Origin of the sequence: Clostridium sp. AF21-20LB, assembly GCF_003478795.1 — a bacterium.
Taxonomy (GTDB): Bacteria; Bacillota; Clostridia; order Lachnospirales; family Lachnospiraceae; genus Otoolea; species Otoolea fessa.
Genome location: NZ_QUGD01000002.1, coordinates 98,200 through 113,357 on the forward strand (window position 1 = coordinate 98,200; position 15,158 = coordinate 113,357).

General features: G+C 52.5%; 11 protein-coding genes. All 11 read right to left on the bottom strand.

Translation table 11 applies throughout. The features are described from left to right. Positions 1-5: 5 nt before the first annotated feature. The 11 genes from rsmB to DWX76_RS01965 all read right to left on the bottom strand — a co-directional run bounded on the left by rsmB (position 6) and on the right by DWX76_RS01965 (position 15,155). Positions 6-1,337: a 16S rRNA (cytosine(967)-C(5))-methyltransferase RsmB gene (rsmB, locus tag DWX76_RS01915; RefSeq protein ID WP_118482173.1), complete on the bottom strand. Its 1,332-nt coding sequence runs from the start codon at positions 1,335-1,337 to the stop codon at positions 6-8. Continuing rightward, positions 1,330-2,046 carry a zinc metallopeptidase gene (locus DWX76_RS01920; protein ID WP_118482174.1) on the bottom strand — a complete coding sequence of 239 codons (717 nt, stop codon included), beginning with the start codon at positions 2,044-2,046 and terminating at the stop codon, positions 1,330-1,332. The genes rsmB and DWX76_RS01920 overlap by 8 nt, the downstream gene beginning before the upstream one ends. Positions 2,047-2,112: 66 nt before the next feature. Continuing rightward, positions 2,113-3,057: a methionyl-tRNA formyltransferase gene (gene fmt / locus DWX76_RS01925; protein ID WP_118482175.1), complete on the bottom strand. Its 945-nt coding sequence runs from the start codon at positions 3,055-3,057 to the stop codon at positions 2,113-2,115. 49 nt (positions 3,058-3,106) lie between these two features. Beyond that, on the bottom strand, positions 3,107-3,580 hold the full coding sequence (gene def, locus DWX76_RS01930; RefSeq protein ID WP_118293195.1) for a peptide deformylase: 474 nt from the start codon (positions 3,578-3,580) through the stop codon (positions 3,107-3,109). A gap of 18 nt (positions 3,581-3,598) precedes the next feature. Beyond that, entirely contained in the window at positions 3,599-5,815 is a 2,217-nt protein-coding gene (priA, locus tag DWX76_RS01935) for a primosomal protein N' (RefSeq protein WP_182427323.1), read from the bottom strand. A 161-nt stretch (positions 5,816-5,976) separates the two neighbouring features. Next, positions 5,977-7,386: a UDP-N-acetylmuramoyl-tripeptide--D-alanyl-D-alanine ligase gene (gene murF / locus DWX76_RS01940; protein WP_118482177.1), complete on the bottom strand. Its 1,410-nt coding sequence runs from the start codon at positions 7,384-7,386 to the stop codon at positions 5,977-5,979. A gap of 18 nt (positions 7,387-7,404) precedes the next feature. Continuing rightward, positions 7,405-8,868, bottom strand: a complete 1,464-nt coding sequence (locus DWX76_RS01945) for a UDP-N-acetylmuramoyl-L-alanyl-D-glutamate--2,6-diaminopimelate ligase (protein ID WP_118482178.1) — start codon at positions 8,866-8,868, stop codon at positions 7,405-7,407. A gap of 42 nt (positions 8,869-8,910) precedes the next feature. After that, positions 8,911-11,436: a DNA translocase FtsK gene (locus DWX76_RS01950; RefSeq protein ID WP_118522654.1), complete on the bottom strand. Its 2,526-nt coding sequence runs from the start codon at positions 11,434-11,436 to the stop codon at positions 8,911-8,913. Further along, positions 11,433-12,209: a DNA translocase FtsK 4TM domain-containing protein gene (locus DWX76_RS01955; RefSeq protein ID WP_118570020.1), complete on the bottom strand. Its 777-nt coding sequence runs from the start codon at positions 12,207-12,209 to the stop codon at positions 11,433-11,435. The genes DWX76_RS01950 and DWX76_RS01955 overlap by 4 nt, the downstream gene beginning before the upstream one ends. 139 nt (positions 12,210-12,348) lie before the next feature. Further along, positions 12,349-13,155, bottom strand: coding sequence for a ClpP family protease (locus tag DWX76_RS01960; protein WP_118482196.1), 807 nt, complete (start codon positions 13,153-13,155; stop codon positions 12,349-12,351). 320 nt (positions 13,156-13,475) lie between these two features. Continuing rightward, positions 13,476-15,155: an SH3 domain-containing protein gene (locus DWX76_RS01965; RefSeq protein WP_118482179.1), complete on the bottom strand. Its 1,680-nt coding sequence runs from the start codon at positions 15,153-15,155 to the stop codon at positions 13,476-13,478. Positions 15,156-15,158 lie beyond the last annotated feature (3 nt).

Here is a 15,158-nt window from a genome sequence, read left to right on the forward strand (position 1 = left end):
TCCAGTTATCCTTTTCTTTTCATCACAGAGATGAAAAATCCATCACACGGATGAACGCCCGGATAGAGCTGGATGTATCCCTCTTTCAGGCTGTCTTCCTGAAAATCAATCCCCAGACGACCACTGATATCAACCGGCTCAAATGGATATTCGTTTAAAAACCATGCCCGGTTTTCATCATTTTCCAGACGGTTGACCGTGCAGGTGCTGTAAACCAGCACTCCACCCGGCTTCACGTACTGCCAGACCACCGACAGCATCTGCCGCTGCAATGCAGCCAGGTCCCGGATTCCGTCCATTGAAGCGTTGTATTTGATATCCGGCTTGCGTCCGATAATGCCAAGTCCTGAACACGGCAGATCGGCAATGACCACATCCGCTTTCTGCTCCATCGAAGCATCGAATTCACACGCATTCCAGGCGCAGGCAGAGACGTTTGTACAGCCGCTGCAGGCAATATTCTCCTTGATCAAAGATACCTTGTAATCACTCACATCCCGGATCTCAACCTGTCCAGTTCCGTACAGCAGATCCGCCGCATGAAGCCCTTTTCCACCCGGTGCCCCACAGACATCGAGTACAAAATCACCCTCTTTAATACCCGCCGCATCACCTGCCAGCGACGAACTCAGGTCCTGAATCCGGATTAGTCCTTCGCGGAACGCATCCAGACTCTCTGGATAGTCCACTCCCGTCAGACGGTAAACGCCGCTTCCCGTCGCTGTCTCCTCTGCCGTCACGCCCTGGGCGGACAGGGAGGCAAGAATCTCTTCTTTCCCTGCACGGCTCTCGGCAAACCGCACCATAAACGGACGTTTCTCCAGACCAGCCTGTGCCATCCTGTGCGTCGTCTCTGCCCCATAGTTTTCCTCCCAGAGAGATAAAATCCAGTCCGGCATTGAATACCGCACTGAATCATCCGGGAAGGTCAGTTTGCCTTTTCCACGCACCACAGAACGCAACACACCATTTACAAAGCCGGAAAGTCCGGAAAATCCGCGTTTTTTCGCAAGGCGCACCGCCTCATTGCACGCCGCCGAATCCGGTACACGGTCCATATAATAAATCTGGTACACGCTCATCCGCAGAAGTGTGCGGATAAACGGTTTCATCTTATGAACTTTTGTTTTGGAATATGCGTTGATAATATAATCAATCTGGATTTTATACTCCACCGTCCCGTCCACAATCCGTTTTAAAAACGAGCGGTCTGATTTCTCCAGATACTGATATTTAGAAAGAGCCTGAAAAAGGGCCAGATGTGTATACTGTCCCTTTTCCAGAATCTCAGTCAAAATTTCTGCCGCTATTTCACGCAGCGCAGTTCCATCAGTCATCGCGTCGTCCTCCAAATAATATAATCAGACGCAGAAGCTGTAAAATCGAACCAGCCGCCGCTGCCACATACGTCAGTGCCGCCGCACCAAGCACCTGTTTGGTATATCCAACTTCTTCCCCGCGAAGAATCCCTGTTGAATCAAGCAGACGTACCGCACGCGCGGATGCATTGAACTCAACCGGAAGCGTCACCAGCTGGAACAGCACCGACAAGGAAAATAAAAGAATTCCAAGTGAAACGATCGGAGATCCCATGCCGCCGATCAGGACACCAATCAGGATCATAGGCCAGGAAAGCTGTGCGCCGATGTTGACCACCGGCACCATTGAACCGCGCAGGCGCAGCGGAACATACTCAGATGCATCCTGCATCGCATGTCCGCACTCATGCGCCGCAACACCGATCGCCGCGACCGAAGTAGAACCATATACACTCTCAGATAAATTCACAGTCTTGGTCCGCGGATCATAGTGGTCGGTCAGACTGCCTGCCACCTGGCGGATCTGGACATCATAGATGCCCTGTGAATTTAAAAGCTGTCTCGCCGCCTCGGCTCCCGTCATGCCAGTCATGCTCCGGACTCTTGAAAACCGCGCGTAGGTGCTTTTCACCTTCGCAGATGCCCCTAATGACAGAAATACACCAATTAATACCAGAATCATCGTCGGATCAAACATACTGTAATATCCATATCCGTATCCGTACATATCACTCCAACTCCTTTCAAACGCCTGGCTGCCTGTAGCAGTTCAGTTCCTGCTGAAGCATTCATTTTATCCGAGCTTTACTCCCGTTTCCACCGGATATCCGCGTAAAAATGCCGCCGTATCCATCCGCTTCTTGCCTTCCAGCTGAAGTTCCCGAATTGTGAGAAGCCCTTTGCCGGTCTGGACAGAGAATGCATCTTTACCGACACATACCACCTGTCCGAATGTCTCCGGTGACGGCCTTCCCGCCGCATCTTCCTCGACATCCGCCGACCAGATTTTCAGGGTTTTTCCTTCAAATTTTGTATAAGCGCTCGGCCATGGATTTAAGCCGCGAATCAGGCGCTCAATCACTGCCGCATCCATCGACCAGTCGATCTGCCCCATCGACTTATCGAGCATTGTCACATGGGTTGCCTCTGCCTCATCTTGTTTAACCGGATGCAGGATTCCCGCCTCCGCTTTTTCAAGCGTGGAGAGAATCAGCTTTCCTCCCGCAAGGCTCAAGCGGTCAAACAGGCTGCCGCCTGTCTCTTTCGGATCCAGGCGTACTTCCACGGTATCCAGGATATCTCCGGTGTCCAGACCGACATCCATCTGCATCGTCGTCACACCGCTGACCTCATCGCCATTGATGACCGCCCACTGGATCGGGGCTGCCCCACGGTATTTTGGCAGAAGCGACGCATGGATGTTGATACAGCCGTATTTCGGCAGGTTCAGAATCCGCTCCGGCAGAATCTGACCAAATGCAATCACGACGATCACATCCGGCTGAATCTTCGTCAATTCCTCAAAAAATGCCTCATCCTTGCGGACGCGCACCGGCTGATACACCGGGATTCCATATTCCAGCGCTTTTTCCTTGACAGGCGGCATTGCCATCGCCTTGCCGCGTCCCTTCGGCTTATCTGGCTGTGTCACCACCGCCGCTACTTCATGCCGGCTCTGATAGAGCGCTTCCAGTGTCGGAACCGCAAAATCCGGTGTTCCCATAAATACGATCTTCATATCTGCCTGTCACCCCACTCTTGTTTTTCTCTCATTCTGCCAATGTGCTTTATTCTTCCTCTGCCGTTACATCCTCTAACGGACCTTCTACCAACTCCACATACAGATGTCCGTGCAGATGATCGCACTCATGGCAGATCGCACGTGCCAGGAAATCATCTGCTTCCAGGACAAACTCTTCCATTTTTTCGTTCAGCGCGCGTACCTTTACGTGGCTCGGACGGGTTACCATACCAGCCTTGCCCGGAACGCTTAAACAGCCTTCCTGACCAGTCTGGCTGCCGGACATTTCCTCGATGACCGGATTGATCAGGACATACTGGTTGCCGTCCTCCACGTCGATTACTACGATCTGTTTGCGGATACCGACCTGCGGTGCTGCCAGACCTACGCCGCCGGCTGAATACATCGTGTCAAACATATCCTCTATCAGTTCAAGTGTGTGATCGGTTACCTCCGTCACTGCCTTACACTCTTTTTTCAGTACCTCATCGCCAATAGTTCTAATTGACCGGATTGCCATTTTATACACTCTTCCTCTCTATGATATATCGTATTGAATCTGGACCGCCTGCCATTTTGTATCTGCGGCAGCCAGGGTTTCAATCTGACCCCTGATTTGATCCAGTATAGCACATTTTTCACACTTTATATATAAAATTTTTCTGTAGATGTCATTAACTTTGTATACTGGTGCCGGAACCGGACCGATACACTCGGCACTTTCGCGCAGCCGCCGCGCCGCCATTTCCGCACATTTATCCAGCACCACCTCATCGCCGCAGGCAAAATAAACCGCAGCCATCTGGCAGACTGGTGGATAACGAAGCAGCCTCCGGTAATTGATCTCATGGCTGTAAAACAGCTCATAATTCTGCGCCGCTGCCGCCTGCACGGCATAGTGTTCCGGCCGGTACGTCTGGATGACCACATCGCCGGGCTTCCCGGCGCGTCCCGCTCTGCCAGCCGCCTGCGTCAGAAGCTGGAACGTCCGCTCCGCGCTGCGGTAATCCGGCGTATTTAAGGAAAGATCCGCCGCCAGAATTCCGACCAGCGTCACTCCTGGAAAATCATGCCCTTTTACAATCATCTGCGTGCCGATCAGAATATCTGCCTCACGATTTGCAAATGCCTCCAGAATCGCTTCATGTCCGCCTTTTTTTGCCGTTGTATCCGCATCCATCCGCAGGATCCTCGCATCCGGAAACCGAATTTTCGTAAATTCTTCCATCTTCTGCGTTCCGGCCCCAAACCCGGCAATATACGGTGATCCGCAGGACGGACACTGCTTCATCAGCGGAATCGTATAGCCGCAGTAATGACAGACCAGACGGTTCTTCCCGTGTAGTGTCAGGGAAACATCACAATGCGGACAGGTCACCGCCTTTCCGCAGGAACGACAGGAAACAAAATTGGAATAGCCGCGCCGGTTCATAAAAAGCATCGCCTGCTCGCCACGTGCGAGTCTCTCTGTCAACATTGCATCCAATGACCGGCTGAACACCGATTTATTGCCTGCCTGCATCTCCGCACGCATATCAGCGATCTGTACCTTCGGCAGGATACTTCCCGCCACTGCCCGGTGATGCAGGGGCAGAAGCACATATTCGCCATTCTGAGCCCGCAGATACGATTCCAGAGAAGGAGTCGCTGAGCCCAAGACCAGCGAAGCCCCGGAAAGCCGGGCGCGCTCCGCCGCTACTTCCCTTGCATGATAGCGCGGCATCGTCTCGCTCTTATAGGCGCCCTCATGTTCCTCGTCGATCAGAATCAGTCCCAGATTGGAAAATGGGGCAAACAGCGCCGACCGCGGTCCGATCATCACGGAAACCTCGCCCCGCGCCGCCCGTTCCCACTGATCATAGCGTTCTCCCGCAGAGAGACGGGAATTCAGAATCGCGATCTGATCGCCAAATCGCCGGTAAAACCGCATCACCGTCTGATATGTCAGCGAAATTTCCGGGATCAGCAGAATCACCTGCTTTCCATCCCGCAGGACACGCGCCATCAGCTCCATGTAGACTTCGGTCTTTCCACTTCCCGTAACGCCGTGAATCAGATACGTTTCACGTTTCCCCATCTCATAATCCTCACAGAAACGGTCAACCGCCGCCTGCTGCTCTTCATTGAGATGCACGGTCTGTCCGGCTGGACGCGGCAGTTTTGCATGGTTTAACCCGCGTTCCTCACGGGAAACTTTCACTGAAAGCTGTCCCTGTTCCTCCATCGGGCGGATCGTCGCCAGGGTCAGGTCAAGCTCCCGTCGGGCAAATTCCATCGGAATATCCAGATTGTCCCGGAATGCCTCAAGGAGCCGCACCCGCGCCTTATAATGCCGCTTCTGTGCCGCCAGGATTGCCGCTTCCAGCTCTTCCTGTTTTAAAAGACAATGCAGCGTCTTTTTCTCGCGCGGTTTTATCTTTTCCTTGACGGGAAGTACGGTTTTGAGCGTCTGGTTCATCGTCGCGCCATAACGTTCCCGCATCCACCACGCCAGACGGATAAGCTGAGATTGCACCGACATACTGCCCGGTGCGATCCCAGCTATCTCCTTGATGCGGGATGGGTCATACTCCGCCGTATTTCCCATTCCCACCACATATCCAGTCCGAAGTGAATTACCCTTTCCAAACGGTACCGTCACGCACGTTCCCGCCGTAATCTCCTCCGCCAGCTGCGCCGGAATCCGGTACTGAAACGGGCGATCCACCTTCTCATGGGATATATCTATAATAATATCCGCGTATTGATACGCCATGATTCCTTCTCTTTCTATTTCTAATTCAAGTCGAACGTCCGTGAGATTTGGCGCGTGATTCTGGTCAGCGAAGCTGACATATTCTCTACAGAATCACTGCGCATCCTCGCGGAGCGTTTATCTCAGTCGGAGAATGGACTCCTACTGAGACAAACTTGCTATTACTTACCACCTGAAGAGGTGGGAGTCTTCTCGACTGAGATAAACCTCGCTGCCGTCTCCCCCAGCTTCATACTGTTGGAACCCTTGAACAGGACTGCATCTCCCTCACCGATCTGTGCATCCAGCCAGTCAAGCATATCTTCTTTTTCGTCCTCTTCAAACGAAACGACATGCAGATCCGGTTTGACTTTCTTTGCTCCCTCGGCGATCGCCTGCGCCAGTTCGCCATATACAACCAGGATATCGACCGGTTTTTCCGCCAGAAACGCACCAACTTCACGGTGGAACTGAATCGTATTCTCTCCCAGTTCCTTCATATCCGCCAGAACCGCAATTCTGCGTCCTGCCGGCAGGGAAGAAAGCACACCTATCGCCGCTTTCATCGAATCCGGGCTTGCATTGTAGGTATCGTCCACGATCGTATAACCATTTTTATGATAAATCTGCTGACGGTTCTTGAACCCGCCAAATTCAAGCAGCTTTTCCGCTGCATCGGCAAGCGGCACATCGTAGGCATCCGCAACCGCCAGGGCAGCCAGCGCATTCATGACATTGTGCTCGCCCATAACAGTCAGCTTCACCGGGACGCGCACCTCGCCGTGTACCATCGTAAAGGACGGAAATCCATCCAGATATGAAAGATCCTCGGCGCGGTAGTCGTTATCTGCTCCAAGTCCATAACGGACGGTATGGCAGCCTGCTTTTGCATGCACGGTAGAAAGCATATCATTATCTCCATTTACAAACAGGATTCCGCCTGCCTTCATACCGTCCTGGATATGCAGCTTTTCTTTTAAGATATTCTCGCGGGAGCCCAGATTCTCAATATGCGTCACACCGATATTCGTCATGACTGCCGAATCCACCGCCGCAATCTCCGCGATCACCGCCATCTCGCCCGGCTCACTCATTCCCAGTTCCAGCACGCCGATCTCATCATTCTCAGAAATCTCCGAGATCGTGAGTGGCACACCGATCTGGCTGTTGTGGTTTGCCGGTGTCTTGAATGTCTTATATTTCGCTGAAAGCGCCGCCGCCACCATTTCGCGCGTCGTCGTCTTTCCCACGCTGCCGGTGATACCAACTAACGGGATAGAAAGGCGTGCCCGCAGGCAGCGTCCGATCGTCTGCAATGCCAGTTTCGTATCTTTCACCTGGATCAGGGCGCCGTGAAAGCCCTCCGGTGCCGCCTCATGCTCCGAAGTCAGTGCGGCTGCCGCCCCATTGTCCATCGCCTGAACCAGGAAACGATGCGCGTCTGATTTCTCCCCGATCAGCGGAACAAACAGATCCGCCCCGCGCATACTCCGGGAATCAATGCTGATGTGTTTTAACTCCGTATCTGCATCTCCGCAGAGCAGTGTTCCCGACACTGCTTCCACGATATGTCTGACTGTAATATGGTCCATATTTTGCCTCCAAATTGATTACATATGCAGCTTCTTCACCGTCTCCTGCACTACTTCCCGGTCAAGGAAATGATAGCGCACGCCCTCGATCTCCTGATAATCCTCATGCCCTTTTCCGATGATCGCGATGATATCGCCATCTTCCGCATGCGACAAGCTGTACTCAATCGCTTCGCGGCGATCCGGGATTTCAACGTATTTGCCGTCGGTTTTTGCAAGTCCGACCTTGATATCTGCCAGAATATCTCCCACTTTCTCAAAGCGGGAATTATCCGCCGTGATGATCGACAGATCTGCCAGCTTTCCGCCAATCTCTCCCATCGAGTACCGGCGATCGCGCGCCCGGTTGCCGCCGCATCCGAAGACACAGACGAGACGCTTCGGCTTGTAGTCGCGCAGCGTCAGAAGAAGACTTTCCATGCTGACCGCATTGTGGGCGTAGTCAACGATCACGGTGCACTTTGCTGATTTATATACAATCTCCATCCGTCCATCGACCTGGATATGTTCCAGCGCATGGCAGACTTTCTCCTTCGGCAGGTCAAAGAAGCTGCACACGCCCGCTGCCGCCAGCGCATTGTCCACGTTAAATTTGCCCGGAATGCCGACACGCAGATCGCTCTCATATCGTCCATGCGTCTGAAATTCGACGCCCACGAAATCATGTTCGCGTACATAGTGAATGTCATCCGCTGTAAAATCAGCCGCCCGTTCCAATGAAAAGGTCAGGATCTCTGCTGTCGCCCCTTCTACGATCGCATCAAAGTGCGGATCATCGCGGTTGACGAGCGCTGTCCGGCAGTTTTTCAAAAGCTGCTTTTTGTAGTAAAGATATTCTTCAAAACTTGCATGTTCATTCGGGCCAATATGATCATTGGAAATATTCAGGAAAATTCCATAATCAAAGAAAAGTCCGTCTACCCGGTGCATCAGGTAGCTTTGGGAAGAAACCTCCATCACGACGTAACGGCAGCCCTCTTCCACCATTTTTGCAAAATATTCTTGCAAAATATAAGATTCCGGCGTCGTATTTTTGGTCGGATAATGATTCTCACCGATCACAGCGCCGTTCGTTCCGATGAGACCCGTCTTCTGTCCGGCCGCCTCCAGAATCGCCTTGATCATATAAGTGGTAGTCGTCTTTCCCTTCGTGCCGGTCACACCGATCGCCGTCATCTTCCGCGCCGGATAATCAAAACGTGCCGCCGAAAGAAGCGATAGCGCGTTCCGTCCATTCTCCACTTGAATGACCGTCACGTTCTCAGGCGCCTCAACCGGATGCTCGACCACCAGAACCGGCGCGCCCTTTTCAACCACATCCGGGATAAAGGTATGCGAATCGACGTTTGCCCCGCGCATACACACAAACACCGTCCCCGGCGCCGCCTTTCTCGAATCGTAGACCACCTCGTCAACCTCCGTCTCCAGGCTGCCCTGCAATAATGTATACGGCAATTCTTTCAGCCAGCTTTTAAGCTTCATAGGATACCTCCTGATTTTGATATTTTATAATGATTCCGCTTTTTAATATCCTTCTTCCATCATGTTTTCAAACTGCTCCATGCTCATCAGCACCTTACGCGGCTTCGTGCCTTCTTCCTCACCGACCACGCCTGCATCTGCAAGCTGATCCATGATACGCGCGGCACGGTTGAAGCCAATCTTAAACATACGCTGCAGCATGCCGATGGATGCTTTGTCTTTCTCAATGATAAATTTACCTGCCTGTGCAAAATAGGCATCGCGCTCACCGCCGCCAAAGCCCGCATCCATCGCCGTCGAACGGATCTTGGACTCAACCTCGGCGCTGTACTCTGCGGTCAGCCCCTCCTGTTTCAAAAATCCGACCACATCCGAAACCTCATTGTCGGACACAAACGCGCCCTGTACACGCTGCGGTTTCTGATAGCCCGACGGATAGAACAGCATATCGCCCTTTCCGAGCAGTTTCTCCGCGCCGTTCATATCAATAATGGTGCGGGAATCCACTCCGGAAGAGACGGAAAAAGCAATTCTCGACGGAATATTTGCCTTGATCACACCGGTGATGACATTGACCGATGGTCGCTGCGTCGCAATCACCAGATGAATGCCCGCTGCACGCGCCAGCTGGGCCAGACGACAGATCGAATCTTCTACTTCGCCCGGCGCTACCATCATCAGATCGGCAAGCTCATCCACGATAATGATGATCTGCGGCAGTTTCTCCGGTTTCTTCGGATCGTCGATATCCGCGATCGACTCAACCTTGGCATTGAAACCCTTAAGATCGCGCACGCCGTATTTTGCAAACTTCTGGTAACGGTCGGTCATCTCTGCCACCGCCCAGTTGAGGGCGCCGGACGCCTTTTTCGGGTCGGTCACAACCGGAATCAGAAGATGCGGAATACCGTTGTATACACTTAACTCAACCACCTTGGGGTCGATCATGATGAGCTTGACCTCGCTCGGCTTTGCTTTATAAATCACACTCATGATCAGCGTATTGATGCAGACTGATTTACCCGATCCGGTCGCACCCGCGATCAGAAGATGCGGCATCTTCGCAATGTCGCTGACAACCGTCTGACCTGCGATATCTTTTCCGACCGCGAATGCCAGCCGGGACGGATATTTCTTAAATGCCTCTGACTCCAGCAGATCGCGCAGCAGAACCACATGGTTCTCCTTGTTCGGAACCTCGATACCGACCGCCGCCTTGCCAGGAATCGGTGCCTCGATACGGATGTCCGCCGCTGCCAGATTTAACTTGATATCATCCGCCAGCGCTACAATCTTGCTGACCTTGACACCCTGCTCCGGGTGAAGCTCATAGCGGGTAACCGTCGGTCCACAGCTGATGTTTGTAACCGTCACGCCCACGCCGAAGTTCTGGAGCGTCTGCTGCAGCTTGATCGCTGTCTCCCGGTACTCCTGATCCGAGAAATCGGTCTGTCCCGTGCCGCGTTTTAAAAGTGTCAATGGCGGGAATATGTATTCTTTCTGGATCTTCTTTTCTTCCTCTTCCTTGCGCTCGATCTGCTCTGGAACCGTCAGTTCCTCAACTGGAAGTGCTTTTCGTTCTTCCCGTTTCTGCTCCAGTTTTTTCTGTATCGCCTCTGTATCTGTCTCGATCACCTTTCCGGATGCGGTCACGACCGTTTTGGAATCCTCCGGGACAAAGAAACTGCCCTTTGTCTCGCCCCGCTCTGATTCCAGCGTCTTATAATAGCCATCGATTGGTTCGGAATCCGTTTCCCCAGATATAGGTTCGTTCCATTCATCCTCATTCCCCATCGAAACGGTTTCCCACTCGTTTTCCGATGGCTCAAAGACATCCTGATGCCCTAAATCTGTATGAACCTCCTCTGCGGTCAAACCAGAGGTCTCTTCCGCGGTCAAACCGGGGGCCGCCTCCGCAGCCGGTCTCTCCCGTGTCTCTACCGGATAATAGCCTGGACCTTTCTGACTCTCGCCGCCGGCAAATTCTTCCATCGTCCGGGTATCACGGCGTACATACAGGCGTTTCAGGAGCTGGTCGCTCGCACTGTCCTCTGCCTCTGCAGTCTCTACTGTCCGCGCCGTCTCGCGCTCCGATTCTTCCTGAAACTGGGATTCTGAACCATCGTATGCATATGTATCCTGCTCCGATTCCACCGGCTCTTCTTCGTACTCCACCGGCTCTTCTTCATACTCCATCGGTTCTGGTTCTACCGCTCCGCCACCGTGGAATATCTGCCCGCGAAATACATCTGCCGGATTCTCCTTCTCTACTCCCTGTCCGGAATCCTGTGCCAGATTTTTTCCCTCTGCCGGAACATCGGTCCAATCATCATAAGCCGCGGCCTCATCCTGCAAGTTTTCCTGCCTTCCATGCATCTCACGGAATTCCTCCGGTGCATCCTCCGGTCCCAGCACGGTTCCCTCCGGGACTCCTTCCGAGAAATTTCGCATCACTGGCAGCTCGGTCAGCTTGGCGCCCTCGAGATCAACGCCACGGACCCGCTGCTCCTCCCGCAGACGGCGTTTTTCTTCCTTTTTCTCCTCATGTATCTCACGGCGGCGGCTCATATCTTCTTTCGCATACTCATACGCCCTTCCGCTGCCCTGTTTAACGAAGTTACCAGGGAACGCTCCGTAATGCACACAGCACCGAGTGCCAAAAGCACCAGCAGAATCAGAACTGCTCCGATCGTTCCCACTGTTCCGCACAACAGCAGCATCAGAATGCCACCGATAAAGCCGCCTCCACCTGCCTGCGCGTAATAATCGCCCAGATTCCAGTCCAGATGCTGACCGCCTCCCATAAGAAGCTGGGAAAGTCCGCAAAGTGCCAGAAGCACCTCGCCAACCGCCACCAACTTGGCTACGGCTTTCTGGTTGCCTCGGTTTGAAAGATAAAAACAAGTTCCCATAAATAAAAGGAATGGCACCAGATACCCCATCACGCCGAATACGCCAAGCAGAGTCGATCGCAGAAAACTTCCGACAAAGCCGCAAAGCCCGAAATTGCTCAAAAACAAAAGTACCGATATTGCAAATGATACAATAATCGCCACTTCCGTTCCCATAAATGCCCCTGTACCACTTTTCTCCACCGGCTCCGGCGCCTGGCTGGCGCGGCTTCGGCTTCCTGTTCCTTTCGCGGTGCCTTTTCCAGACGAAGCTTTCTTCTTCCCCCTACTCTTTTTCTCGTTCAGCGTCTCCTCCGCTTTCTTCGCCGCAGGGGACTTTCTGGATCGCCCGGCTTTTTTCTCTGTCCCAGCTGTCTCCCCGGCACGCTCTGTACTCTGTCTTTTCCTGCTTGTATCTGCCACCTGTCTCATGCCTCCAACATTTCCCATGTATCTGCGGTTCCTCCTGTTTCACAAAATACAGCCTCCCGCAGACTGCTTTTCTCATTTTACATTCTTATTATCTCATTCAGTATACCCAAATTCAGGGAAAAAAGCAACGCTTTCCTAAAATTTTCGCACGTATGTTCTACTTTCTTTTCAGATTTTCACTAAAATCCGTCTTCGTCATCCGGTCGTGTGCATCTATTTCTTGTTTCTTCCCATCGATCGCCCGGTTCAGCCATGCAAGCGCTTCCCGGATCCCGCCGCATTCATCGATCAGTCCCTCCTGGACCGCCTCCTCGCCAACCAGGACCGTTCCCAGATCTTTTGTCATCATCTCCGTATTGAGCATCAGGCTCCGGAGGCGCTCATAGGAGATCTGACTGTGTCCGGACACAAAGCTTAAAATACGATCCTGAATCATTTCAAAATAATCATACGTCTGCACGGCACCGATCACCATCCCCGTCATCCGTACCGGATGTACCATCATCGTCCCGGTCGGGACAATAAAAGAGTGATCGACCGCCACCGCGAGCGGCACACCGATCGAATGGCTGTCCCCGATGACCAGTGAAACGGTCGGTTTGCTGAGCGAAGCAATCATCTCCGCGAGCGCCAGTCCACAGCTTACATCGCCGCCCACCGTGTTAATCAGGACTAAAACTCCCTCCGTCTCACCGCTCTCCTCGATCTCCGCCAGCTTAGGCAGAATATGCTCATATTTCGTCGTTTTCGTATTGCCGGACAAATTTTCATGTCCCTCTATCTCTCCGATGATCGAGATTAATTCAATGTGATTGCCATTCTTTCCCGTAATATCCGTCTGTCCATTTTCACGCTTCTGAACCGGATCCTCCTGCGCCTGTTCCCGGCTTTCTCCCGCCTTATCTGTCTGCTTGTCCCACGCTTCATTTTCCCATTCCCTGTTTTCACGATTTGCCCGAATCATATTTTCCTCTTTTCTGCGCTCTTTCCATCTTACACGCGGATTCAATGTTTTTCTCAACTGCCTAATTCATTCTTAGTATTCTGTCTTCCTATTATCTTTATTCACTGAAACCGCTTTTTATACAAACAAGGATGTGCTTGGCACATTCGGGCGTCTCGCGCGGTCACTTGCGACATGTTTCTGCTTCGCGCGAGTGCGCATCCCCACGATGCGTTTTATTTCATAGGACACAATTTCCTATGAAACAGAAAAAGAGAGCTGGGAAAAGCTGCCTTTTCTCCCTGCTCTCTTTCAAATATTTTTTATTGACTTTCCATGAATTAATCGCCCAGTACATTGACGATCTTCGCCGGGGTACGGTAATTCCAGGTGGAAATCTTGATACCATCCCTTGCATTCGATGCATGGCACACGCGCCCACCGCCGATATAGAGTGCTACATGGTTGATCGTTCCACCGCTGTTTGTGTAGAAGATCAGATCACCCGGACGCATCTGGGAAGAACTGATACTTCTTCCTGCTCCCGCCTGGGAACCCGAATGATGCGGCAGACCGACGCCGAAGTGTGCCATAACCGACATCGTAAATCCAGAACAATCCGTACCATTTGTCAAGCTGGTACCGCCCCATACATACGGATTCCCAAGGAACTGAGTCGCGTAGTTTGCGATCTGCGCACGCTTGGAGGAGCCGCTTGAAGATGCTTTCTGGCTGCCAGAACCACCGTTACTGCTGCTCTTGCTTCCAGAGCCTCCCTTGCTGCTCGCCGCCTTGGTCTCAGGCTCCGGGGTCTCCTCAACCGGTGTAAACTCGATCGCCTCATTTAACGCATACCGGACATCGACAAATTCAGTCGCTACATAGGCACTCGTCTCATCCAGTGCAATCTGCACCCAGCCATCCTGCTGGCTCATAACCGAATACCGCTCGCTGTTGGAAATCTGCGTCCAGATCGGCGCGTCCGTGTTCGGCTCCGTACGGGCATTCAGACGGTCAGTTGATACGATCGCCATCAGCTGTGCAACCTGCAGTGCCTCCTGCTTCGCCGCATCTCCAGTCAGAATAAATTCGGATTTAACATAGCCGGTAACCGGACCGGACTTGATCTTATACCAGCCGCCATCCTCGGTCGTTTCCAGAATCTCACCACCGGACTTGCTCGTCATCTTACCGATGATCTTCGCATCCTCCTTCGGCTCCACGCGGATATTTAAGTAGTTATTGACATTGGAAATACCCAGATTGTCATACATATTGAGAACCATCGTCCGCAGATCCAGCTTACGCGCTTCATTTAACGCATAGCGCACATCCACATAATCCGCTGAAATATAGCCCCCGCTGATCTGAATCCAGCCGTCCTGCTCGCTGACAATGGAATAACGCTCATTTTTCAGCGCCTGTTCCAGCACCTGCGCGTCCTCACTCGGCTCACTCCGGATATTCAGCTTGTCAGTCGTGATGACCGCCATCTTCTTGACCAGCTCAAATGCCTCTGTTTTTGCCGCCTCGCCGGTCTGTACAAATTCTGAACTGATGTAGCCCTCCAGACCGCCGGAAGATATCTGATACCAGCCTTCCTGGGAATCGTCCAGAATCTCGCACGCACTGCCGCCCATCAGTTTGCCAATGACATCGGAGGTTGTACTGGCGCTCTCACGCATATTAAGATAACCAGATACATCCACAATACCCAGATTCTGGTAGGACTCGACTACATTTTTCTTTTCTTCGTCCTCTTTTGCCTGTTCCTCATCCTCCGGCAGCGTCTCTCCGATCACGGTTTCCTGCACCTCTGCCTCGGATGCCGATGCCACCCGGGCGTTTCCAGAACCTCCGAACGTGCCGCCCTGTGCCAGCTTCACGATGATAACCAGAGCCAGCACCACAATGACAGCACAGCCTCCGATCATGAACCAGTGCATCGGATCTTTGCCATTTCGTCTCTGACGTACTTTCTGCAGGCGTTCTTTATAATCTTCTGTCTTTTGCTCTTCCATCTT